The organism is Gordonia sp. 852002-50816_SCH5313054-c, assembly GCF_001665925.1.
In the GTDB taxonomy this organism is placed as follows: Bacteria; Actinomycetota; Actinomycetes; order Mycobacteriales; family Mycobacteriaceae; genus Gordonia; species Gordonia jacobaea.
On record NZ_LZTE01000029.1, the window covers coordinates 25,977 to 49,363 of the forward strand.

Sequence of the window (23,387 nt, forward strand, 5' to 3'; positions counted from 1 at the left end):
GCTTGACTGAGCACGTAAGCGGCGCTGTCGGACTCGTTGCGGTGCTCGGAGTGTGGTGGTTGGCCTCGGCGACGATCTTCGCATCGGCGGGAACCGTACCGAGTCCCGGCGCGGTGATCTCCGGGATGCTCGACGACGGGTGGGCACTCTACGGCCCCAACGTAGCCATCACCGCCGAGACCGCACTGCAGGGATTCCTCTGGGGAACGATTTTCGCGGTGCTCACCGCGCTGATCGTCACGATCATCCCGGCACTGGAGACACTCGCGACAAGTGTGTCGGTCATCAGCTATTGCACACCGTTGCTGGCACTCGGACCACTGATCCTTGTGGTATTCGGCGGATCGACTCCATCGGTCTTCCTCGCAGCGATCTCGGTGTACTTCACCACGATGATCAGCAGCCTCAACGGACTCAAGTCTGCCGACCCCCAGTCGCTGGAGTTGGTGAGCGTCTACGGCGGCGGGAGGTTCGCCCAGCTGTGCCGCATCCGGCTGGTCTCCTCGCTACCGCACCTGTTCGCCGCAATGAAAATCGCCGCACCCGCTGCCGTTCTCGGCGCCATTCTCGGCGAGTACCTTGGCGGCGTCGACATTGGTATAGGGGTGTCGCTCACCGCTGCACAGAGCTCCTTCGAAATTGCACGCGCGTGGGGCATGGCCGTCGCGGCGGGTCTGCTCGCCGGACTCGGCTACGCATTGTTCGCCGCGCTCCAGAAGCTCGTACTCAGGTACCTGTTCGCCGACGGCAAGGCAACAGTGTCGACCTCATCCCCGACAAACACGAGCCACCGACGGCCGGCACTCACGTTTCTCACACAGATCTTCGCTGCTGCGGCGATCGTCGTGGTGGCGTGGATAGGCTTCTTGTCGTTATTCCCACAGGTCAGTGGTCGCGTCGGGCGGAATCCCTCCGACGTCGCACACTATCTGTCGGACTCGTCCGCCAGGTCGGTCGTGATGGCAAATCTTCGGGTCACAGCCCTCGACTCGGTCATCGGCTTCACCGCCGGGATGGTCGCCGCGCTGCTCGTTGCGTGTGCGTTCATCGTCCTGCCCGCATTGCGCGGCACGATCATGCCAGTGGCGACATTGCTCCGCGCGATTCCGCTCGTTGCCCTCGCACCACTCATCGTGCTGGTGTTCGGCAGAGGTGTCACCACGGTCGCCGTACTCGGCGGAATGGTGGTCTTCTTCCCAGCGCTCGTGATCATCGCCACCGGACTCGCCGCGGCACCGAGATCTGCACTCGACGTCGCCTTCGCCTACGGCGCCGGCCGCTGGACGCAGCTCCGGATGGTCAGCCTTCCCAGCGCGGTGCCGTCCGTGCTCGTCGCCGCACGCATGTCGGTACCCGCGGCGCTGGTCGGCGCCTTGATCGCCGAATGGCTCGGCACGGGTGAGGGTTTGGGTTCATCGATGATCAAGGCGATCCCGGCGTTCGACTACGACCAACTCTGGGCATCGATATCAGCGATCATCGGGGTGAGCGTGCTCGCGTACGGACTCGTGGGAACAATCGAACACGCCGTGGCACGCCGCATGGCGGGGTAACCGAGTATCACTTCCCGACCGTCGCGACCCAGACTCTATTCGAGACTCACATCCACATAACGACCAACGACTGTGGCCCGCCCCATGAAGGGGCGGGCCACAGTCGTTGCTCTTGTCTATAGAGACGGCTCTTACTTGGCCTTCTCCAGCACCTCGACGAGACGCCAGTGCTTGGTCGCGGACAGCGGGCGGGTCTCCATGATCCGCACGCGGTCGCCGACGCCGGCATCGCCCTTCTCGTCGTGGGCCTTGACCTTGCTCGTGGTCCGGATGATCTTGCCGTACAGCGCGTGACGCTTACGATCTTCCAGCTCGACCACGATGGTCTTCTGCATCTTGTCGCTGACGACGTAACCGATGCGCTCCTTGCGACGGTTCCGCTCAGCGGTGTTGGTTTCGGTCACCTTCTGGTCCTCACTCATGCGTCATCACCATCCGGTCCCGACGCCAAACCAAGCTCACGCTCGCGCATCACGGTGTAGATGCGTGCGATCTCGCGACGCACGGTCCGCAGACGACGATTGTTGTCGAGCTGGCCGGTGGCCATCTGGAACCGAAGGTTGAAGAGCTCTTCCTTCGACTCTTTGAGCCGGTCGACCAGATCGGTGTCGCTGAGATCACGAAGCTCAGCTGCTGCAACTCCGAGTGCCATCAGAACTGCTCCTCTCTGGTCACGATCCGGGTCTTGATGGGCAGCTTGTGCTGTGCGCGGCGCAGGGCCTCGCGAGCGGTCTGCTCATCGGGGTAGGTCATTTCGAACAGCACGCGACCCGGCTTGACCGGGGCAACCCACCACTCGGGCGAACCCTTACCGGAACCCATGCGGGTCTCGGCGGGCTTCTTGGTCAGCGGGCGGTCGGGGAAGATGTTGATCCACACCTTGCCGCCACGCTTGATGTGCCGGTTGATGGCGATACGAGCGGACTCGATCTGACGGTTGGTGATGTAGGCGCTCTCCAGAGCCTGGATGCCGAAGTCACCGAACGTCACCTTGGTGCCGCCCTTGGCCTGGCCCTTGAGGCTCGGGTGATGCTGCTTGCGGTGCTTGACCCGACGAGGGATCAACATGCCTCAGCCCTCCTGCTTTTCTGCTCCGGCGCCGGCGCCAGCAGTTGCCTCGGCAGGAGCCTCCGCTGCCCGACCTGCGTCGGTGCTGGTGGCCGTGGTGCCAGAGGCACCGCTGCGGCGAGGACGGCTGGGACGACGCGGACGACGATCTTCAGCTGCCGGCGCGGCTGCGGACAGCTCGCGCTTGCCACCGACGATGTCACCCTTGTAGATCCAGACCTTCACACCGATGCGGCCGAAGGTCGTCTTGGCTTCGTAGAGTCCGTAGTCGATGTCGGCGCGCAGCGTGTGAAGCGGCACGCGACCTTCGCGGTAGAACTCACTGCGGCTCATTTCTGCACCGCCGAGGCGACCCGAGCACTGGACCCGGATGCCCTTCACGTTCGGCTGACGCATCGCCGACTGGATCGCCTTGCGCATCGCACGACGGAACGCCACGCGGTTGCTCAGCTGCTCCGCGACGCCCTGCGCCACGAGCTGGGCCTCCGACTCCGGGTTCTTGACCTCGAGGATGTTCAGCTGGACCTGCTTACCGGTCAGCTTCTCCAGGTCGCCACGGATGCGGTCGGCCTCGGCGCCACGGCGGCCGATGACGATGCCGGGACGAGCGGTGTGGATGTCGACGCGAACGCGGTCACGCGTGCGCTCGATCTCCACCTTGGCGATGCCTGCACGCTCGAGCCCCTGCGAGAGGAGCTTGCGGATGGCGACATCTTCCTTCACGTACTCCGCGTACTGCTTGTCGGCGTACCACCGTGAACTCCAGTCGGTGGTGATGCCCAGACGGAAGCCGTGCGGGTTGATTTTCTGGCCCACTGTCAGGCTCCCTTCTTCTTCGGCTGACGCGACCGGCCGCGTGCGGACGATGCCTTCTCAGGAAGACTCTCGACCACAACAGTGATGTGGCTGGTGCGCTTGCGGATACGGAACGCGCGGCCCTGTGCGCGCGGCTGGAACCGCTTGAGCGTGGGGCCCTCGTCAGCAAAGGCGGTGGCGACAACGAGGGTCCGGCGATCCAGATCCAGGTTGTTCTCCGCGTTCGCGACAGCGCTTGCGAGAACCTTGTAGACGGGCTCCGACGCCGACTGCGGTGCGAACCGCAGGATGTCGAGCGCCTCGTCGACGTTCTTGCCGCGGACCAGGTCGAGTACACGACGGGCCTTCATCGGCGTCACGCGAACGAACTTGGCCGTGGCCTTCGCGGTGGGATTATCGGTCTGCGTAGTCATTACCGGCGCTTCGCTTTCCGGTCATCCTTGATGTGACCCTTGAAGGTACGGGTGGGGGCGAACTCGCCCAGCTTGTGCCCGACCATGTTGTCCGAGACGAACACCGGGACGTGCTTGCGACCGTCGTGGACGGCGAAGGTGTGACCGATGAAGTCGGGGATGATGGTCGAACGACGCGACCAGGTCTTGATGACCTGCTTGGTGCCTTTTTCGTTCTGCGTGTCCACCTTGGCAAGCAGGTGGTCGTCGACGAACGGGCCCTTCTTGAGGCTGCGTGGCATTCTCTAACTCCCTCCTGTGCTTATCGCTTGTTCTTGCCGGTGCGACGGCGCCGGACGATCAGCTTGTCGCTGGCCTTGTTCTTACGGGTACGGCCCTCAGGCTGACCCCACGGGCTGACCGGGTGGCGACCACCGGAGGTCTTGCCCTCGCCGCCACCATGCGGGTGGTCGACCGGGTTCATCACGACACCGCGGACGGTCGGGCGCTTGCCCTTCCAGCGCATACGGCCGGCCTTGCCCCAGTTGATGTTCGACTGCTCGGCGTTGCCGACCTCGCCGACGGTTGCGCGGCAGCGCACGTCGACGCGACGGATCTCGCCCGACGGCATACGGAGGGTCGCGTACGCGCCTTCCTTACCGAGGAGCTGGATCGAAGCGCCCGCGCTGCGAGCCATCTTCGCTCCGCCACCCGGACGCAGCTCTACAGCGTGCACCTGGGTACCGGTCGGGATGTTGCGCAGCGGCAGGTTGTTGCCGGGCTTGATGTCGGCGGCGGGACCGCTCTCCACCACGTCGCCCTGGGACAGACCCTTGGGCGCGATGATGTAGCGCTTCTCGCCGTCCACGTAGTGGAGCAGTGCGATGCGGGCGGTGCGGTTCGGGTCGTACTCGATGTGAGCGACCTTGGCGTTGACGCCGTCCTTGTCGTTGCGACGGAAGTCGATCAAGCGGTATGCGCGCTTGTGACCGCCGCCCTTGTGCCGGGTGGTGATCCGGCCGTGTGCGTTACGTCCACCGCGACCGTGCAGCGGACGAACCAGCGACTTCTCGGGGTAGTCGCGGGTGATCTCGGCGAAATCAGCGCCGGAGGATCCGCGACGACCCGGGGTCGTCGGCTTGTACTTACGAATAGCCATGAGTTCTCAGTCCTTCTCTGAAGTCCCGGTCAGCCGACCGGTCCTCCGAAGATCTCGATGGGCTTGCTGTCTGCGGTCAACGTGACGATCGCGCGCTTGGTGGACTTGCGCTGGCCGTAGCCTGCGCGGGTGCGCTTGCGCTTGCCCTGGCGGTTCGCGGTGTTGACGCTCGTGACGGTCACATCGAAGATCTGCTCGACGGCGATCTTGATCTGCGTCTTGTTCGAGTCCGGGTGAACCAGGAAGGTGTAGACGTTGTCCTCGATGAGTCCGTACGACTTCTCCGAGATCACCGGCGCCAGGATGATGTCACGCGGGTCAGCCTGCGTAGCCATGCTCAGGCCTCCTCTGTCTCATTGGCGACGGACTTGGCCGTCGACGTGTTCTGTGCGATGAACGCGTTGAGCGTCTCGACGCTGAACACCAGTTCGTCCGACTCGAGGACGTCGTAGGTGTTGAGCTGATCGGGAGCGATCGGCAGCACGTTCTTCAGGTTCGCAACGCTCTTCCACGCGGTCAGATCTTCGCGGCCGAGCACGACGAGGAACTTACGTCGGGTGCTCAGTGCCTCCAGGAACTGCCGAGCGCTCTTGGTCGACGGCGCCTGGCCTGCGACGAGCTCGGTGATGACGTGAATGCGCTCGTTACGAGCACGATCACTCAGCGCGCCGCGCAGTGCGGCTGCCTTCATCTTCTTGGGGGTGCGCTGGCTGTAGTCACGCGGCTGCGGGCCGTGGACGACGCCACCACCGGTGAACTGCGGTGCGCGGGTCGAACCCTGGCGGGCGCGACCGGTGCCCTTCTGGCGGTACGGCTTGGCGCCGCCACCGCTGACCTGTCCACGGGTCTTGGTTGCGTGTGTGCCCTGGCGAGCGGCGGCCTGCTGGGCCACCACGACCTGGTGCATCAGTGCGATGTTCGCGGGTGCGTCGAAGATCTCGGCGGGCAGATCAACGGTTCCGTTGGTCTTGCCGTCGGCGGTCTTGACGTCCAGCGTCAGCTTCGTTGTGGTTTCGGTGCTCACTTCGCACCACCCTTCACAGCGTCACGGACGACCACGATTCCGCCCTTACGGCCGGGGATGGCGCCCTTGATCAACAGCAGACCGGCCTCGGCGTCCACCTTGTGGACGGTGAGGTTCTGCGTGGTCACGGTGTCGTTACCCATGCGACCGGCCATCCGCATGCCCTTGAAGACACGACCCGGGGTGGCGCAGCCACCGATCGAGCCGGGGGCACGGTGCACGCGGTGCGCGCCGTGGCTGGCACCGAGGCCGGAGAAGCCGTGGCGCTTCATCGCGCCGGCAAATCCCTTGCCCTTGGAGGTGCCGGTGACGTCGACCAGCGCACCGTCGGCGAAGATCTCGGCGGTCAGTTCCTGACCGACCTCGAACTCGCTGGTGTCGGCGACGCGGATCTCGGCCAGGTGGCGACGCGGCGTAACGCCTGCCTTCGCGAACTGGCCCGCGACCGGCTTGGTCACCTTGCGGGGATCGATCGCGCCGTACGCAAGCTGCACGGCGGTGTAGCCGTCGCGGTCCTGGTTACGGAGCTGGGTGATGACGTTCGGGCCTGCCTGAATGACAGTGACCGGAACGACACGGTTGTTCTCGTCGAAGACCTGGGTCATGCCGAGCTTGGTGCCCAGAATTCCCTTGGTCGCGCTCTGATTACTCATGATTTCTCTTCGCCCCCGCCCTACTGGATGTTGACGTCGACACTGGCCGGAAGGTCGATGCGCATGAGCGCGTCGACGGTCTTCGGCGTCGGGTCGAGGATGTCGATGAGTCGCTTGTGAGTACGCATCTCGAAGTGCTCGCGGCTGTCCTTGTACTTATGCGGCGAGCGGATGACGCAGTACACGTTCTTTTCGGTGGGCAACGGCACCGGGCCGACGACGCGTGCACCCGTACGGGTCACGGTCTCCACGATCTTGCGCGCCGAAGCGTCGATCGCCTCGTGGTCGTAGGCCTTGAGCCTGATGCGGATCTTCTGTCCCGCCACGCTGTGTCCTCTTCCGTCAGTTGTTCTCGACAGACAAACACCGCGCACCTGGGGCCGACACCGGTCGGCGGGCACATAGATCTCCGCGTGAGTCGGGGATCGACGCTGTTCATCTGTCGTTGTACGTTGGCTCGTCGCTGGTACGAGCCGGTTTGCTCCGGCACCCGCGGTCGGGCGTGTCGTGACCGTGAACCGGATTCGGCGCACGCGTTACACGCCCTTGGTCCCGAACTCGGGGGCCTTGGGAGGTATTCACCCGATCGGGGCCGCAGTAAAACCACGTCCGCCGGTCAAGGCAACCCGACAAGTATGCACCAGGTCGGGGCCTCGATTCAAATCCAGGTCGGAGCCAGTGGATTCTCTCGCTAAGGGCATGCGACGATACCCACCTACTTCCCTACTTCTCACCGACCGATTGGGGAAACGTGGACATCAGGCTCGACGACCCGACCGCCCCCTACGTCGCCGACCTCCTCGAGCACCATCTCCGTGAGCTGCAGTCGGTGATGTCGGAGTACGCCTTCGCCCTCGACGCCTCCGGCCTGTCAGCTCCCGGCGTCAGCTTCTGGACAGCGTGGACCGTCGAACCGGACGACCAACAACTCGCAGGGTTCGTCGCCCTCAAAGAGCTGGACTCGACGCACGGCGAGGTGAAATCGATGCGCGCCGCTCCCGCTGCTCGGGGTACCGGCGTCGGCCGCGCGCTGCTGACGCACGTCGTCGACGAGGCCCGTCGACGCGGATATCAGCGAGTGAGCCTGGAAACCGGCACCGCGGAGCTGCACGTTCCGGCGATCTCGCTGTACCGCAGTGCCGGGTTCGTGTCGTGCCCGCCGTTCGCCGACTACCGGGCCAGCCCGCACAACCAGTTCATGACGCTGCCGCTGTAGCCGTTCATGACGCTGTAGCCGGTTGATGACGCTGCCGGCACAGGCAGTTCGTGCTCAGCCCGCCGACTTCGCGATCTCCGCGCGCGCCGCAGCCACCAACTCCTCATTGGTGTGTGCGTGTCCCCATAGCCCCCAGCCGCCAGGCACTGCCTCGGTGAGAAGCACCCAGGTGCGGTCTGCGAGCGAGTCGTCGCCCGCTGCCCGCACCACCAGATCTGTGAGCTGGGCGACGACGGCCACCTGCTGCTCGCGGGTGAGCGCGCCCGCATTGGTGAGCACCTGGACGCGGACATGATGCGCATTTCCGTTGACGTCGGAGAAGGAACCCGGCGGCAACTCGTGCACGAAGGCTGCGGTGTTGTCGCGGAACATCGAGAGGTCCGGAACTCCTTCGACGGCCATCACCGTCTTCGCGGCGTCGGCGGCCAGCTGCGCGGTGTCGGCGAAGGTTCCTGCTGGTGCGTAGATATCGATCATGGGCATGGCAATGCTCCTGTGCTCTCGGATGGGTTCTTGTCTCACGCGACGGGTACGGTCGGCCGGTCGAAGCGCGCGAGTTGGCCGCCGGTGATGCGTTGCTGGTTGTCGGGGTCGTCGAGCAGCGTGTACGGGAACACCTGCGCCGGCGCGCTGACCGCGTCGAGTCGAGAAAGCTGCTCGGGTGAGAGGTCGACGGCGAGTGCCGCGAGATTGCTCTGCAGTTGCTCCACCGACCGCGGCCCGATGATGGGCGTGACGCCCTGTGCGGCGACCCACGCGATGGCGACCTCCCCCGGTGTCGCGCCCACCTCTTTCGCCACGGCGATGACCTCGTCGAGGATCGCGGTGCGCTGCGTCGAGTTCTCCGGCTGGAAGACCTTGCCGCCGAAGCCTTGCGCGCGGCCGGTGGCACCGTCGCGGTATTTGCCGGTCAGCACGCCACCGCCGAGCGGCGACCACGCCGCGAGCCCGAGTCCAAGGGCCTTGCCCGCCTGCACCAGCTCGGCCTCTGCGGTGCGTTCGACGAGACTGTGCTCGAATTGCAGCGCCGCGATCGGCAGGGTTCCGCGGATCTCGGCGATGGTGGCAGCGCGTGCCACGCGCCAGGCCGGGAAATCCGAGAGCCCCGCGTACAGAATCTTGCCTGCGCGCGCGAGGTCGTCGAATCCGCGCAGCAGTTCCTCCACTGGTGTGACGCCGTCGGAGTAGTGAGCCCACAACAGGTCGATGTGGTCGGTATTCAGTCGTCGCAGACTCTGCTCCACCGAACTCACCATCGCCTTGCGACTGTTGCCGGTCACGAGGATTCCGGCCGACGGGTCGGCGCGCTGGGTGAACTTGGTGGCGAGCACGAACTCGTCGCGTCGACCCTGCAGCAGCCGGCCGAGGATCTCCTCGGACTCGCCGAACTGATAGCTGTCGGCGGTGTCGAGGAAGTTGCCGCCCGCGTCGGCATAGGCATCGAGAATCTTCGACGACGCGTCCGGCGTCGAACCATGACCCCAGCGGGTACCGAAGTTGCCGGTACCGAGGATGACCTCGGAGACGCGCAGCCCCGTGTGCTCACCGAAGACCCGGTAGCACAGGGATCGGTCGCGAATAGCGTTGTCACTCATTGTTTTTCCCGTCCTGTCGAGATCTGTGTGTCGAAGTGATCGGGTCAGGCAACCGCAGATGCGGCTGCCGTTGCCGCCCGCTCGATGACGTCGGCGACGACGTCGGGGTGCGAGATCATGACGACGTGGCTCGATCCGGGAACCTCGGTGACCTCGGCGCCCGCTCGCTCGTACATCCACCGTTCGAGGTCGGGGTTGATGGTGCGGTCGGCGCCCGCGACGATCCCGTACGACGGCCGGTCCCGCCATGCTGCGGCCGCGGCCGGAGCGTCGAGCGCCTCAGCACGGATGGGCACCTGCGCGTGCGCCATGAAGTCGGCGTCGCGGGCTGGCAGGTCGGCGGCGAAGTCGGCGCCGAACTGCTCGGGATCGATCCTCAAGAACCCCTCGGCTCCGGCGATCACCGCGGTGCTCGCAGCCGGAATGCGGGCGTGCAGCGAGTTGGTGGACTCCCCCACATCGGGAACCAGAGCCGCCACGTAGACCAGTGCTGCGACGCGCGGATGCGCACCTGCCTCGGTGATGACCTGCCCACCCCAGCTATGACCGACCAGAACAAGCGGCCCGTCGACGGTATCGATGGCACGCAGCGTGGCCGCGACGTCGTCGGCGAGGCCGGTTTCCGGTTCCTGCACCACGGTGACGAGAAAACCCTTGTCCACCAACCGTTGATAGACCGGCTGCCACCCCGATCCGTCAGCAAAGGCGCCGTGAACCAGAACGATGTTGCGTACCGCGGATGTCGTTGCCATGAGAGTCCCCTTCGCGTGATGACACAGATGTGAGCGTCAGAGTTTTGATTGTGGTCGCAATCTAAACACAGAAAGATTATGCTCGCAATCAATAGTTCGGACGACAAGTGAGGTGAAGGCGGTGCGGGTCTCGAAGGCCAAGGCCGAGCAGAATCGACGCGACCTACTCGACGCAGCGGGAAAGCTGTTTCGCGAGAAGGGGATTCCATCGACCGGAGTGGCCGAGGTGGCGGCCGAAGCGGGGCTCACCCACGGCGCCCTGTACAAACACTTCGACAACAAGGACGCACTGGCGGCCGCCGCGTTCACGCAGGCAGCCACCGATGTCAACCAGCGGATTCGCGAATGGAAAGACGTGCACGATCCGTCGTACGAGGACTACCTCGACGTCCTGATCTCCACCCGGGTGCGCGACAACATGGCCGACGGATGCCCGATGATCGCGTCGGCGAGCGAGATCGGCCGACAGCCCCCAGCCGTCGGCGACAGCTTCGCCTCCGCATTCACCGACCTCGTCTCGCTCATCGAATCGTCACTGCCGGACACCATGTCCGACGACGCGCGCCACACCCTGGCGACCGCGACCGCCGCCGCACAACTCGGCGCGGTCGCCGTGGCGCGGGCGGTGGCCAAGTCCGACGATGCGCTTTCGCAGGAGGTCCTCGACGCCACGCGCGCAACTCTTGCCGACGCGGTTCCGGACTGAACACGATCGAGCGACGTCGGCCACCAAATGTGTGACATTTGCGAACCAATCGAGTCGGAATGTCGCCACGGGCGGTCCGAATCCGCGACACGTGATTAGCGTGGACGCAGGGACATCCACATCCGGCCCGCCCAGCCCTCGGGTCGATGACAGGTCCGCACATGAGTACGGTCATCCCCCCGCGCGCCGACAAACCCCCACACGCTGACAAACCCGTCGGGACGCCACGCGCCGTCACGCCGATGCCGACGTCGAAACGTCCACGTCCGAGCAACGTCACACTCAAGGTGACCATGGCGCTGACCGGCACGGTGTTCGCACTGTTCGTGCTGGTTCACATGATCGGCAACCTGAAGGTCTACACCGGCCCCGGCCACTTCGACGACTACGCGCACTGGCTGCGCACCCTGCTCGAACCCCTCCTGCCCTACGAGGGCATGTTGTGGATCTTCCGCGCGGTCCTCGTGCTCTGCCTGGTACTGCACGTCGGAGCGTCGTTCATCTTGATCGGGCGCTCCCACAAGGCCAAGGGTCGCTTCCGGCGCAAGGGCATGAGCATCAAACGACTCCCCGCGACGCTGATGCCCTACACGGGCCTGGTCCTGCTGATCTTCATCGTCTTCCACATCCTCGACCTGACGACCGGGACCCGACCCGCGGCCAGCGACCACTTCGTGTCGACCACCGAGACCAGCTCGCACGCTTATCACAACCTCGTCGAGAGTCTGCAGCGCTGGCCGGTGGCCGCGTTCTACATCCTGGTGATGGTGCTCCTCGGCACGCATCTCGTGCACGGGCTGTGGAGCGTCGTCAACGACCTCGGCGCGACCGGGCACCGCACTCGACGCCTCGGCGCTCTCGTCGCGCTCGTCGTCGCGGCCGCGGTGATGATCGGCAACATCTCGATTCCCATCGCCGTTCTGGCGGGATTGGTGAGCTGACGATGACGCACACCGCACCCGACGCCGCGACGTCTGATCTCGAGGCCGACCTCGACGACCTCCGCCGCATCGGCACCGACCTGACCGGCGGAGTCCCCGACGGCGACCCGGCAACCGCGTGGCAGCGTCGACGCGACGCCTACAAGCTCGTCGGCCCGCTCAATCGGCGCAAGTTCACCGTGATCGTGGTGGGTACCGGCCTGGCCGGAGCCGGATGTGCCGCAGCTCTGGGCGAACTCGGCTACAACGTGTCGTCGTTCACCTTCCACGACGCCCCGCGGCGAGCCCACAGCGTCGCCGCGCAGGGCGGCATCAATGCCGCCCGCGCACGCAAGGTCGACAACGACTCGGTGCACCGATTTGTCGTCGACACCGTCAAGGGTGGCGATTTCCGTGGCCGCGAGGCCGACGCCTTCCGCCTCGCGGAGGAGTCGGTGCGGGTCATCGATCACCTCAACGCCATCGGCGCGCCCTTTGCCCGCGAGTACGGCGGATCGTTGGCCACCCGCAGCTTCGGCGGGGTGCAGGTGTCGCGCACCTACTACACGCGCGGCCAGACCGGCCAGCAGTTGCAGGTCGCGGCGTCGCAGGCGTTGCTCCGACAGGTCGCGGCGGGCACCGTCACCCTCCACACCCGCCAGGAGATGCTCGATCTGATCGTGGCGGACGGCCGCGCACAGGGCATCGTCGTCCGCGACCTGGTGACCGGCGAGATCACCGCGCAGACCGCGCACGCCGTCGTGCTCGCGACCGGCGGGTACGGCACCGTCTACTTCCAGTCGACGCTCGCGCGCAACTGCAACGCGACGGCGTCGTGGCGTGCCCATCGTCGTGGTGCGCTGCTGGCATCGCCGTCGTTCATCCAGTTCCACCCCACCGCGCTGCCGGTGAGCGCGGAGTGGCAGTCCAAGACGACGTTGATGAGCGAGTCGCTACGCAACGACGGCCGCATCTGGGTTCCGAAGAAGGAGCACGACGACCGCCCGCCCGGCGACATCCCCGACGCAGAGCGCGACTACTACCTCGAACGCCGCTACCCCGCCTACGGCAACCTCACCCCGCGCGACGTCGCATCGCGGGCGGCCGTGACCGAGATCAACGGCGGGCACGGAGTCGGGCCCCTGCACAACAGCGTCTACCTCGACTTCGCCGACGCCCTTGCGCGCCTTGGCAAATCGACCATCTCCGAGCGCTACGGCAATCTCTTCTCGATGTACCGCGACGCCACCGGCGAAGACCCCTACGAAGTCCCGATGCGTATCGCGCCTGCGGCTCACTTCACCATGGGCGGCCTCTGGTCGGACTTCGACCAGATGTCGTCGATCCCAGGTCTTTTCGTCGGCGGAGAGGTGGGGTGGGGCTATCACGGCGCCAACCGCCTCGGCGCCAACTCGCTGCTGTCGGCATGCGTCGACGGCTGGTTCACCCTGCCCTACTCGGTGCCGAATTACCTTGCGCCCCTGCTCGGAGACGAACCGCTGCCACTCGATCACGAGGCTGTGCAGCACGCGGTCACATCGGTGCGTGATCGGATATCCCGGCTGATCGCGGTCGACGGAACCACCGGCCCCGACCGCTTCCACCGCAGGCTCGGCGAGATCCTCTATCGCGGCTGCGGCGTCATGCGCAGCGCCGACTCGTTGACGACGGCCATCGCCGAGATCCGCGAGCTGCGCGACGAATTCTGGTCCGACGTACGGGTTGTCGGCAGCGGCGCGCAGTTCAATCAGGAACTCGAACGGGCGGGCCGCGTCGCCGATTTCATGGAACTCGCAGAACTGATGTGCCTCGACGCGCTCGATCGCGACGAGTCGTGCGGCGCGCACTTCCGCGTCGAACACCAGACCGCGCAGGGCGAGGCGCTGCGCGACGACGAGCATTGGACCTTCGCCTCCGCGTGGGAGACCACGCCGACCGGGGAGCAGATCCGCCACCGCGAACCACTCGAGTTCAGTGCGGTGCCGTTGCAGACACGAAACTACAAGTGAGACTTGATCAGTGAGGATGCCGGCATGAGAATCACCATCGAAGCCTGGCGGCAGGCCGACGCCGACGACGACGGGCGTTTCGAGACTTACGTGGTCGACGACGCGACAGCCGAGATGTCACTGCTCGACGTCCTCGACCGCCTCAACGATCATCTCGTCGACGCGGGCGAGCAACCCATCGCCTTCGACTCCGACTGTCGCGAAGGCGTGTGCGGCGCCTGCGGGATGATGGTGAACGGGCGCCCGCATGGTCCGACACCCAACACGCCGTCGTGTCGGCAACACCTCCGACACTTCGACGGCGCGACGCACCTGCGCCTGGAACCCTTGCGCGCGAGCAGTTTTCCGGTCATCCGCGACCTCGTCGTCGACCGGTCCGCACTCGACAGGGTGATCGAAGCCGGCGGGCACGTCGCGGTTGCGGCGGGTCAGGCCCCCGACGCCGACGCCGAACTCGTCGACCACAACACCAGCGAGAAGGCCCTCGACTACGCGGCCTGCATCGGCTGCGGCGCGTGTGTTGCCGCCTGCCCCAACGGTGCCGCGCACCTGTTCGCGGGCGCCAAACTACTCCATCTGGCCGCGCTGACCCAGAGCAAACAGGAGCGTGGCAGGCGGGCGCACGCGATCACCGGGCAGATGGAACAGGACTTCGGCCCGTGCTCCACCTACGGGGAGTGCGCAGACGTCTGCCCGGCCGGGATTCCGCTCGACGCCGTCGCCGGGGTCAACCGCGAGGCGTTGCGATTCGGATTGCGCCGCAAGGCGAATTGAGCGTCACCAGATCCCGATGAGCTTCATCCACGGCGCGCCGATCGCGGTCCAGATGATGATGTTGACCACCGACATCAGGAAGCCGACGCGGAACCACTCACTGGTCTTGATGTAGCCCGACCCGTACATGACACCGGCCGGACCGGACGAGTAGTGGGCCAATCCGCCGAACAGGCTGCCGATGAAACCGAAGACCAGCGCACTGAACAGCGGCGGCGCTCCGGTGGCGACCGCCGCACCGAGGAACACGGCATACATCGCGACGATCTGCGCGGTGTTCGACGCGAACAGATAGTGCACGTAGAAGTAGACGAGCGTGAGGACGGCGAACGCCACCAGCCACGGCAGGCCGTCGACGCTGGAGGCCACCTTGTCGCCGACCCAGTCGATCACCTTGAGCTTGCGGAGTTCGTCGGCCATCGCGACAAGCACACCGAAGAAGATCAGCGTCTGCCACGCTCCGGTGTCGGTGACGATGTCCTTCCACGTCAGCACGCCGGTGACGAGAAGAATCGCGATGCCCGCGAAGGCGGTGGTCGTGGCGTCGACGTTCAGTTGTTTGCCAAGACACCACAGGATGAGCAGCAGCACGAACGTGGCGGCGAGAATCCACTCGTTGCGCGACATCGAGCCACTCTTCTTCAGTTCGTCGCGCGCGAGGGCGGGGGCCTCCGGTGTCTTCTTGAGCGTCGGCGCGTAGATCTTCGACATCACCCACGGCGTCGCGATGAGGCTGACGAGACCGGGAACGATCGCGGCGAGTGCCCAGTTGCCCCAGGTGATCTCGATCTTCATCTTCTCCGCGGCCTCCTGGGCCAGCGGATTGCCCGCCATCGCGGTGAGGAACATGGCGGAGGTGACCACGTTGACCTGCAGCGCCGTCAGCATCAGGTAGGCGCCGAGCTTGCGCCGCGAGGCGTCGGTCTTCGGCGTCGAGTCGACGAGTTCGGCGAGCGATCGCACGATCGGGTAGATCACTCCGCCCGCGCGTGCGGTGTTCGACGGCGTCGCGGGAGCAAGGATGAGATCGGCGATCCCCATCCCGTACGCCAACCCGAGACTCGACTTGCCTATTGCGCGCACGAAGATCAGCGCAACCCGACGCCCGAGACCCGTGACGATGAACGCCTCGGCGATGAAGAACGACGCGACGATGAGCCAGATGGTCGTGTTCGAGAAGCCCGCGAGCGCCTCTTTGGGCGTCATCGTCTTGGTGACCATCGCCAGCGCGAGCCCGATGATCGCCACCGAACCCGTCGGCAGCGGCTGCAGGATCAGTCCCAGGATCGTCGCGACGAAGATCCCGAGCATGTGCATGCCGTTGGCGTCGACGCCGGCCGGAGCCGGGATGAAGTAGATGATCACGCCGACGATCAGTGGAATGCCACCGCGCCACCAGGTCGGGCTGAGATGGAAGTGGTGCGGGTGTTCGGCGTGGTCGGTCGAATCGGGCTGGTCGCTGGTACTGGGCTGGTCTGGGGAATCGGACTGGTCGGTCGAACTGGGCTTGTCGGTCGAATCCGGGTGGTCTGAGGGCGGTGGGTCCTTCTCGGAAGGAGGCGTCACCTCATCAAGGTTCCTCGCCCGAGTAGCATCCGGGCAATGTCCGACGCCAAATCGTCATCTACGCCAACGCCCGCGACGCGCCCTTCTCTTTCGCCCACCTACGCGCTGCGCCGAAAACTGCCCGACAACGGGCTCGGAAAGGCACTCTTCTCCCTCGGGATGTCGGTGCGGGTGCCGTACTTCGGCACGATCCTCCCCTACGTCGACGAGATGCGGCCCGGATACTGCAGGGTCACAGCACCCAAGTGGTTCGGCGTCTACAACCACATCCACACCTTCCATGCCATCGCGGCATGTAACCTCGCCGAGGTCGCGATGGGCATGCTGATGGAGGCGACGACACCGACGACGCATCGATGGATTCCGAAGGGGATGACCGCCGACTACCTGACGAAGGCGACCACCCGCCTGTCAGCCGTCGCCACACTCGCCGAACCCGTCGACTTCGCTGTCATCGACTCCGGACGCGATGTGGTGGTGTCCATCTCGATCACCGACACGCACGGCGTCGAGGTCGTTCACTGCGAGATCACCACCTGGGTGACGCCGACCGCGTGACCTGGCGCTCCACTTGCCCTGCCGGGCCATGACGAAACTCCTAGGCTGAACAAGTCAAGCAACCGAGAGGACTGACTATATGTGTGGCATCTGCGGTGAAATCCGGTTCGACGGCTCGGCGCCCGACGCCTCTGCCGTCGACACCATGACCTGCTCGATGACCCGTCGCGGTCCCGACGGTTCAGGACTGTTCGTGAAAGGGTCGGTGGCTCTCGGGCATCGACGACTCAAGATCATCGACCTGTCGGAGCGCGGCGCGCAGCCGATGGTCGACTCCGAACTCGGCCTCGCAATGGTGTTCAACGGCTGCATCTACAACTACAAGGAACTGCGCGCAGAACTCGAGGGCAAGGGCTACCGCTTCTTCTCCCACGCCGACAGTGAGGTGATCATCAAGGCGTTCCACGCCTGGGGCACCGACTGCGTCGATCACCTCATCGGGATGTTCGCCTTCGCCGTCGTCGACACCGATTCCGGTGTGGTGACCCTCGCGCGCGACCGGCTGGGGATCAAACCGCTCTATCTGTCGGAGACTCCTGGACGTCTACGCTTCGCGTCGTCGCTGCAGGCACTGCTGCGCGCCGGTGATGTCGACACGTCGCTCGATCGCGTTGCGCTGCATCACTATTTCAGCTTCCACGCGGTGGTTCCCGCACCCCACACCATCTACAATGGCGTGCGCAAATTGCCGCCCGCCACAGTGCGCGTCATTCAACCCGACGGACGCAGCACCGAACGTCGTTATTGGGAACCGGTTTTCGCGCCCGATCCCAGCCGTGCCGACTGGGACGCGGTGCGCTGGCAGGACGAACTGATGGATTCGCTGCGCACCTCGGTTCGACGTCGCATGGTCGCCGACGTTCCGGTCGGCGTGCTGCTCTCCGGCGGAATCGATTCGTCGTTGGTCGTGGCACTTCTCGCCGAGCAGGGGCAGAAGGATCTCGCGACGTTCAGCATCGGATTCGATTCCGCGGGAGGCGAATCGGGCGACGAGTACGCCTACTCCGACCTCGTCGCCGAGACGTTCGGCACCGACCACCACAAGATCCACATCGGCACCGATCGCCTCCTGCCCGCCGTCCCCGACACCATCGCGGCCATGAGCGAGCCCATGATCAGCCACGACTGCGTCGCGTTCTATCTCCTCTCGCAGGAGGTCAGCAAGTCGATCAAGGTCGTGCAGTCGGGGCAGGGCGCCGACGAGATCCTCGGCGGTTACTCGTGGTATCCCCCGCTGCAGGGGATCGCACGCGAAGAGACCACCAAGGCCTACCGCGAGGTCTTCTTCGACCGCTCGCATGCCGACGTCCTGGCGCTGCTCAACGATCAGTACCTGCTCGGCGACAGCAACTACGACCCCAGTTGGGAATTCGCCCTCGCACACCAGTCCGCTCCCGGTGCGGATTCGGCCGTCGACGCCGCGTTGCGTCTCGACACGACGGTGATGCTGGTCGACGACCCGGTGAAACGAGTCGACACCATGACGATGGCGTGGGGCCTCGAGGCGCGCGTGCCGTTCCTCGATCACCAATTCGTCGAGCTCGCCGCGACATGCCCGCCCGACCTCAAGCTGAATCCGAGCGGCAAGGGTGTCCTCAAGGAGGCATCTCGAAAGTTGTTGCCCGCAGCGGTGATCGACCGCACCAAGGGATACTTCCCCGTCCCCGGCATTCGCCACCTCGAGGGCGGAGTGCTCGATCTGGTCACCGATACCCTGCGCGCGCAGTCGGCGAAGGACCGCGCGCTGTATCGACCGGAGACCCTCGACCGGTTGTTTGCCGATCCCAACGGCACGCGCACCACGCTCGATTCCAACGAGCTGTGGCAGCTCGCCGTACTCGAAATGTGGCTGCAGGCCATGGAAGACATCACGCCACGGTGAGCGCGGACGACATCACCGACACCGGAATCGTCGACGAGCAGGCCGACGCGACGACTCTCGTCAACTTCGACGATCGTGGGTGGCACACCTACGGGCCGTCGGTCTCGCCGGACGGCAGGGCGTTCGCCTATATCGTCGACGACGGCGCGGGCTATCCGCGTGCGGCACAACGTGTGTTGTCGCCCGAGGGTGTCGGCGAGCTGCGCTGGGTGAGCGTCCCCGCAACCGGTCCCGTCCGCAAGCTCGTGCACTCGATGGACGGCGAATGGCTCGCCGTCGAGTTGGCGCCGAGTGGCGGTGAGCACCACCAGGTCTGGGTTGTCACCACCGATCCCGACGACAACAGGTCGCATCGCATCGGCAGCAACCGTCAGGAGACCGAATCCGATTGGTCGAACAGGGCGACGCTCGGTTCACGACGTTCGTTCGGCACGGTCTCACTCGTGGGTTGGGACACCGATTGGGTGTTGATCACCGCGACGACCCCCGACGGCACGGCGTATTCGGTTCGCGCACATCCCGGTACGGGCGCGACCGAGATACTCGACGTCCGCGTCGGCGGCGCGCTGATCGACTCGTGGAAGGGCGCGGCGCTCCTGCGTGTCGGCCCTCGCGGATTCCGCGACATGCTGCTGCTCCGCCGTAACGAGGCTGAGGACGCGGCCGATTCGGACGAGATGTCGATGTCGACCATCCTGCCCAACGATCCCGGCTCGGTGACCGACCAGGGTTATATCCTCGACCAGGGATTCGACCACCCTTCACTCGTCTTCGTCGGTCCCCCACAGGATTCCAGTCGCGATCTCGACAGCGTGCAGGCTTTGGTCACGAGCGATTTCGACGCCAAGTTCCCCCGCCTGCTCGGCGTCGAGGTCTCCAAGACCGGCAAACGTTTCCGCGTCCTCGCCCAGCGCGCGGGCGCAGGACTCGACGAGTTCGCGGTCAGCAACGACCAGTCGACAGTCGCGATGCTCTGGAACGTGGGTGGCCGAAGCGAGCTGCAGATTCTCACGCTGCCGGATCAGACCTTGCACGATCCGATCCCGCTACCCGGCGACGTCGCGTCGGATCTGTCGATCAGTGCTGCCGGAACCATTGTCGCGCTGACGATTTCGTGCCCACAGCACTCGCCGCTCGTACACCTCGTGCACACGCCGACATCGTCGGTGACGCCGATCCGCGACGACGTGATCACAGGCACCGGCCCGTCGTCGGCGTTGCGTCCGGAATACCGCGAGTTCTCCGCGCGTGACGGAATGCCGTTGTCCGGATGGCTGTATCGCGCGAAGAGTACCGATGCGGGCCCACCTCCATGCCTGCTGTACTTTCACGGAGGTCCCGAGGCCGAAACCCGCCCCGACTACCAGTTCTTGTTCGGGCCACTGGTCGACGCCGGAATATCGGTGTTCGCACCCAACGTGCGCGGGTCGTCGGGTTACGGTCGCCTTTTCTCTCACGCCGACGACCGGTACGGCCGTTATGCGGGCATCGACGACGCAGCCGATTGCGCGGCACACATGTGTTCGTCCGGCGTTGCCGACCCCGACCGCCTCTACGTCTCCGGCCGCTCGTATGGCGGTTACCTCACGTTGGCGGCGTTGACCTTTCATCCCGAGGTGTTCGCCGCGGGCATCGCAATCTGCGGCATGAGCGATCTCGAGTCGTTCTTCCGGAACACCGAACCGTGGATCGCCGTCGCGGCGTACACCAAGTACGGGCACCCCGAATCCGATCGCGAACTACTCCGCGATCTCTCACCGATCCACCGCATCGACGACATCACCGCGCCGCTGCTGGTGGTCCACGGCGCACACGACACCAACGTGCCGGTCAGCGAATCCCAGCAGATGGTCGACGAATTGCGTGCCCGTGGCGGGATCGCCGAGCTCCTGATGTTCGACGACGAGGGCCACGAGATCGTCAAGCGCCATAATCAGCAGCGGCTCACCGAGGCTGTGGCGCAATGGATCACGCGTCACCCGTCTGCGGCGGCGGCACATCACGAAGTTCGTGACCGCAAGCAGGGGCACGTGCACCATGAGTAGCAAGATGACCAACCGCCTACTCGTCCAGCTTGCTGAGACCCGGTCGGGTAACGACCGCGCAAACGTGCTCGAGGAGATGCGTCGACTCATTCTTTCCGGAGGGGCGCCTCCCGGCACTCAGATCATGCCCGCCGACATCGCCGACGCGTTCGGAGTCAGCGCGATCCCCGTCCGTGAAGCACTGAAAACCCTTGTCGGCGAGGGGCTTGTCGATCACCAGCGTAATTCTGGATACCACGTCAGCCAACTGTCCCTTGCCGAACTCAAGGAGATCTACTTCGTTCGCGGAGTTCTCGAACAGGCCGCTCTCGCCCGGTCCGTCTCGAACATCACCGACGCGCAGATCGCAGCGGCCACCGAGTTTCACCAGGAACTGCTGACTGCGACGAAGTTCAACGACGGCAAGGCATTTCACGACGTGTCACGGCGGTTCCACACCACGCTGACCGCCCCCTGCGAGATGCCGCGCCTGCTCAACATGTTCGACGCGACGTGGAACCTCACCGAACCGTTCCAGGTGATGCGCTCCGTCGACGCCCCGACCCAGGCGAAGCTGAACTCCGACCACGCCGACCTGCTCGCCGCCTTCACCGCCCGCGACACGTCGGCCGTCCTTGCCGCCGCGAGCGTTCATCACGCCAGGCTCGAGGAAGCGATCATCGAGACAAGCGAATCACTCGGCGTGCGACCGGACCTCGCCTGACGGAACATTCCGGGACGTCGGCTCGGCTTCGGTGTCCGCCTCATGACCGGATGCCGCGACGGAGATGTCGGAGGTTGCCGACGCGACGTGGCCGGAAGAGACCTCGCGCGGAAAGGCAAGGCGTACCGACAGATACGCGAACACCGGTCCCAAGAAGTTCATCGCGACGACCGATACCCATGCGGCCCAGGGATTTCCCGCGTCGAACCCGAATCCACCGAAGAAGGTCGCAAAGTACGAGGCGAAGCCGAGGAACATGCCCGGGATCAACGCGAGCGCCCCGATCCTCCCGGAGAACATCAACGCCGAGTTGACCACGAAGATGATCACCGCAAGCACGAGGTTCTGCGCAAACCGCCCCTCCCCGGCGATCGTGCCGATGTGCGTATCGATGAGCACGATGACGAGTGCGAACGTCGACCCAACCGGCATGGTCAGCCACAAGCGCCTGGCGTTCGCCCAGGACGGACCGCCGAGCAAAAACGTTCCGGCCCAACCGATGAAGATCGCCCACGGCGGTAGGTTGAGCGCGGTCCCGCCGATGAACGCGGTCAGGCCCGCGAGGATGGATGCAACGATCTCGTGGGGAATGCGGTCACGCATGGACAACCTCCAGCAGTTCGGTGGTACGGGTGGTACGGGCGACGATGCGCCCGTCTTTGATGACGAAGCAGCGGTCCGGCCGATCGAGCAGCGCGTCGGCGACGCTGTGGGTCGACAGCACAACGAGATCCGCCCTTCGGCCCGGCGCGATTCCGTACCTATCCGCGATACCGACGATGTCGGCGGCGGAGTAGGTGGCCATGGTCAGCACCCTGGCGAGGTCGTCGGGACCGGACAGATGCGAGACCTGCGCGAGAAACAGGCCGATGTCGAGTAGGTCAGCATTTCCGTAGGGCGTGAAGGCGTTACGCACGTTGTTCGACGAGAAGGCGCATTGCACACCCGCGTCCCACAGATCGCGCACCGGAACCACACCTCGTCGAATGTTGTGGGTGTCGGTGCGCCCGCCGAGGTGAATGTCGGTCGCGGGCAGGGGAACCACCGCGACTCCCGCCGCCGCGAGGTCGGCGAGCACGGCGCGACGTTCACCGGCGGGTAGGCCAGCCAACGATGTCATGTGCCCCACCGCGACTCGCCCCGCCATACCGCGTGCTGCGGTGACCTCGGCTATCCGTGCGGCCAGACCGAAACGCGGATCGGAAGCGTCGTCGGCGAAGTCGGCGTGCATGTCGACTCTCACCCCGAACTCCTCGGCGAGGTCGAAGACCATATCGATGTGGCGGTGACAGTCGACGACGTCGGCTTCGTTGTACGTACACCCACCCACCACGTCGGCACCGCGCCGCAGTGCCTCGCGCATCAGGTCGATGGTGCCCGGCGCCTTGAGAATTCCCTCTTGCGGGAAGGCGACGATCTGCAGATCGATGCGCCCGCGATACTCGTCGCGCAGTTCGAGCAGTACCTCGACGCCGAGCAACCCGATGATCGGGTCGACATCGGGATGCGCTCGAATCAGACTGGTGCCGTTGATGATCGCCTGATCGATCACCTGCCGCGCACGGGCGGCGACGGCGTCCGGGGTGAATCGACTCTTGAGCGCGCCGGTTACTGCAATCGCGCCCGCGAGCGTGCCGTCGCGGTTGGGTTCCTCCTTGTCGAGGAGCGCCTTGTCGAGGTGCATGTGCGACTCGATCAAGCCCGGAATCACCACGCGGCCCGCACATTCGATTGTCTCGTCCGCCTCAGCCGTGCTCTGCGAACAGATCTCGCGGATGTGCCCGTCGTCGATCTCGATGTCGACGAGTGGGGCATCGTCAGACAACCGTACGTCGCGCAGAACCAGGTCCATTGGTCGCTCCTTCGGTGTTCGACGCCGCGTCGATCGGCGTCAAGATCTGTCTCCACCTTCGATCGGAGTTGTTTCCTCGCACTGCACGAGTCGTAACGCATCGGTTAAAGTTGGTCATACCAAGAGACCAAGTTCGACTGAAAC

General features: G+C 65.2%; 27 protein-coding genes. 10 read left to right on the forward strand and 17 right to left on the reverse strand.

What is annotated here, in order from left to right; translation table 11 throughout:
* Positions 1-2: 2 nt before the first annotated feature.
* Positions 3-1,553 carry an ABC transporter permease gene (locus tag A5788_RS24235; protein ID WP_231894071.1) on the forward strand — a complete coding sequence of 517 codons (1,551 nt, stop codon included), beginning with the start codon at positions 3-5 and terminating at the stop codon, positions 1,551-1,553.
* A 131-nt stretch (positions 1,554-1,684) separates the two neighbouring features.
* On the opposite strand, the gene rpsQ is transcribed toward A5788_RS24235, so the two are convergent.
* The 11 genes from rpsQ to rpsJ are packed head-to-tail and all read right to left on the reverse strand — an operon-like array spanning position 1,685 to position 6,991.
* Complete coding sequence (rpsQ, locus tag A5788_RS04465; RefSeq protein ID WP_005203958.1) at positions 1,685-1,975, reverse strand: 30S ribosomal protein S17; 291 nt, start codon at positions 1,973-1,975, stop codon at positions 1,685-1,687.
* A complete protein-coding gene (gene rpmC, locus A5788_RS04470; protein WP_005203954.1) occupies positions 1,972-2,205 on the reverse strand; it encodes a 50S ribosomal protein L29 in 234 nt (77 codons plus the stop codon). The genes rpsQ and rpmC overlap by 4 nt, the downstream gene beginning before the upstream one ends.
* Positions 2,205-2,621, reverse strand: coding sequence for a 50S ribosomal protein L16 (gene rplP, locus A5788_RS04475; RefSeq protein ID WP_005203950.1), 417 nt, complete (start codon positions 2,619-2,621; stop codon positions 2,205-2,207). The genes rpmC and rplP overlap by 1 nt, the downstream gene beginning before the upstream one ends.
* Positions 2,622-2,624: 3 nt before the next feature.
* Positions 2,625-3,437 (reverse strand): 30S ribosomal protein S3, encoded by an 813-nt coding sequence (gene rpsC, locus A5788_RS04480; RefSeq protein WP_005203947.1) that lies wholly within the window; start codon positions 3,435-3,437, stop codon positions 2,625-2,627.
* A gap of 2 nt (positions 3,438-3,439) precedes the next feature.
* Complete coding sequence (gene rplV, locus A5788_RS04485; RefSeq protein WP_005170314.1) at positions 3,440-3,850, reverse strand: 50S ribosomal protein L22; 411 nt, start codon at positions 3,848-3,850, stop codon at positions 3,440-3,442.
* Complete coding sequence (gene rpsS / locus A5788_RS04490; protein ID WP_005203946.1) at positions 3,850-4,131, reverse strand: 30S ribosomal protein S19; 282 nt, start codon at positions 4,129-4,131, stop codon at positions 3,850-3,852. Before rpsS ends, rplV begins: the two co-directional genes overlap by 1 nt.
* A gap of 20 nt (positions 4,132-4,151) precedes the next feature.
* Entirely contained in the window at positions 4,152-4,988 is an 837-nt protein-coding gene (rplB, locus tag A5788_RS04495) for a 50S ribosomal protein L2 (protein ID WP_049698834.1), read from the reverse strand.
* A 29-nt stretch (positions 4,989-5,017) separates the two neighbouring features.
* Complete coding sequence (rplW, locus tag A5788_RS04500) at positions 5,018-5,323, reverse strand: 50S ribosomal protein L23 (protein WP_005203935.1); 306 nt, start codon at positions 5,321-5,323, stop codon at positions 5,018-5,020.
* A gap of 2 nt (positions 5,324-5,325) precedes the next feature.
* Positions 5,326-6,012 (reverse strand): 50S ribosomal protein L4, encoded by a 687-nt coding sequence (gene rplD, locus A5788_RS04505; protein ID WP_005203933.1) that lies wholly within the window; start codon positions 6,010-6,012, stop codon positions 5,326-5,328.
* A complete protein-coding gene (gene rplC, locus A5788_RS04510; RefSeq protein ID WP_049698833.1) occupies positions 6,009-6,665 on the reverse strand; it encodes a 50S ribosomal protein L3 in 657 nt (218 codons plus the stop codon). The genes rplD and rplC overlap by 4 nt, the downstream gene beginning before the upstream one ends.
* Positions 6,666-6,685: 20 nt before the next feature.
* Positions 6,686-6,991: a 30S ribosomal protein S10 gene (gene rpsJ, locus A5788_RS04515; RefSeq protein WP_003938093.1), complete on the reverse strand. Its 306-nt coding sequence runs from the start codon at positions 6,989-6,991 to the stop codon at positions 6,686-6,688.
* A gap of 425 nt (positions 6,992-7,416) precedes the next feature.
* Here rpsJ and A5788_RS04520 point away from each other — a divergent pair, with 425 nt between their 5' ends.
* Entirely contained in the window at positions 7,417-7,881 is a 465-nt protein-coding gene (locus A5788_RS04520; RefSeq protein WP_049698832.1) for a GNAT family N-acetyltransferase, read from the forward strand.
* Between the two features lie 54 nt (positions 7,882-7,935).
* Here A5788_RS04520 and A5788_RS04525 read toward each other — a convergent pair whose 3' ends face one another.
* Genes A5788_RS04525 through A5788_RS04535 form a run of 3 tightly spaced genes read right to left on the reverse strand, consistent with a single transcriptional unit; the run spans position 7,936 to position 10,228 of the window.
* On the reverse strand, positions 7,936-8,364 hold the full coding sequence (locus tag A5788_RS04525; RefSeq protein ID WP_049698831.1) for a tautomerase family protein: 429 nt from the start codon (positions 8,362-8,364) through the stop codon (positions 7,936-7,938).
* 35 nt (positions 8,365-8,399) lie between these two features.
* Positions 8,400-9,476: an aldo/keto reductase gene (locus A5788_RS04530; RefSeq protein ID WP_197494451.1), complete on the reverse strand. Its 1,077-nt coding sequence runs from the start codon at positions 9,474-9,476 to the stop codon at positions 8,400-8,402.
* 44 nt (positions 9,477-9,520) lie between these two features.
* The gene (locus A5788_RS04535) at positions 9,521-10,228 is read right to left on the reverse strand and encodes an alpha/beta fold hydrolase (RefSeq protein WP_049698830.1); all 708 of its coding nucleotides are present in this window, start codon (positions 10,226-10,228) and stop codon (positions 9,521-9,523) included.
* 121 nt (positions 10,229-10,349) lie between these two features.
* Here A5788_RS04535 and A5788_RS04540 point away from each other — a divergent pair, with 121 nt between their 5' ends.
* The 4 genes from A5788_RS04540 to A5788_RS04555 all read left to right on the forward strand — a co-directional run bounded on the left by A5788_RS04540 (position 10,350) and on the right by A5788_RS04555 (position 14,637).
* Complete coding sequence (locus A5788_RS04540; RefSeq protein WP_049699040.1) at positions 10,350-10,934, forward strand: TetR/AcrR family transcriptional regulator; 585 nt, start codon at positions 10,350-10,352, stop codon at positions 10,932-10,934.
* Between the two features lie 161 nt (positions 10,935-11,095).
* On the forward strand, positions 11,096-11,875 hold the full coding sequence (locus tag A5788_RS04545) for a succinate dehydrogenase cytochrome b subunit (RefSeq protein WP_049698829.1): 780 nt from the start codon (positions 11,096-11,098) through the stop codon (positions 11,873-11,875).
* Between the two features lie 2 nt (positions 11,876-11,877).
* Positions 11,878-13,863 carry a fumarate reductase/succinate dehydrogenase flavoprotein subunit gene (locus tag A5788_RS04550; protein WP_049698828.1) on the forward strand — a complete coding sequence of 662 codons (1,986 nt, stop codon included), beginning with the start codon at positions 11,878-11,880 and terminating at the stop codon, positions 13,861-13,863.
* A gap of 24 nt (positions 13,864-13,887) precedes the next feature.
* A complete protein-coding gene (locus A5788_RS04555; RefSeq protein WP_049698827.1) occupies positions 13,888-14,637 on the forward strand; it encodes a succinate dehydrogenase/fumarate reductase iron-sulfur subunit in 750 nt (249 codons plus the stop codon).
* 3 nt (positions 14,638-14,640) lie between these two features.
* On the opposite strand, the gene A5788_RS04560 is transcribed toward A5788_RS04555, so the two are convergent.
* Entirely contained in the window at positions 14,641-16,203 is a 1,563-nt protein-coding gene (locus tag A5788_RS04560; RefSeq protein ID WP_049698826.1) for an anion permease, read from the reverse strand.
* A gap of 36 nt (positions 16,204-16,239) precedes the next feature.
* Here A5788_RS04560 and A5788_RS04565 point away from each other — a divergent pair, with 36 nt between their 5' ends.
* From A5788_RS04565 to A5788_RS04580, 4 genes are all read left to right on the forward strand, one after another.
* A complete protein-coding gene (locus A5788_RS04565) occupies positions 16,240-16,761 on the forward strand; it encodes a hotdog fold domain-containing protein (protein WP_049698825.1) in 522 nt (173 codons plus the stop codon).
* Positions 16,762-16,840: 79 nt separating this feature from the next.
* Positions 16,841-18,643 carry an N-acetylglutaminylglutamine amidotransferase gene (locus A5788_RS04570; protein WP_049698824.1) on the forward strand — a complete coding sequence of 601 codons (1,803 nt, stop codon included), beginning with the start codon at positions 16,841-16,843 and terminating at the stop codon, positions 18,641-18,643.
* Complete coding sequence (locus A5788_RS04575; protein WP_152930050.1) at positions 18,640-20,688, forward strand: S9 family peptidase; 2,049 nt, start codon at positions 18,640-18,642, stop codon at positions 20,686-20,688. The genes A5788_RS04570 and A5788_RS04575 overlap by 4 nt, the downstream gene beginning before the upstream one ends.
* Positions 20,681-21,391: a GntR family transcriptional regulator gene (locus tag A5788_RS04580; protein WP_197494452.1), complete on the forward strand. Its 711-nt coding sequence runs from the start codon at positions 20,681-20,683 to the stop codon at positions 21,389-21,391. The genes A5788_RS04575 and A5788_RS04580 overlap by 8 nt, the downstream gene beginning before the upstream one ends.
* On the opposite strand, the gene A5788_RS04585 is transcribed toward A5788_RS04580, so the two are convergent.
* Entirely contained in the window at positions 21,362-21,994 is a 633-nt protein-coding gene (locus A5788_RS04585; protein WP_049698823.1) for a DUF1097 domain-containing protein, read from the reverse strand. The genes A5788_RS04580 and A5788_RS04585 overlap by 30 nt on opposite strands.
* Positions 21,987-23,243, reverse strand: coding sequence for an amidohydrolase family protein (locus A5788_RS04590; RefSeq protein WP_049698822.1), 1,257 nt, complete (start codon positions 23,241-23,243; stop codon positions 21,987-21,989). The genes A5788_RS04585 and A5788_RS04590 overlap by 8 nt, the downstream gene beginning before the upstream one ends.
* Positions 23,244-23,387: the final 144 nt, after the last annotated feature.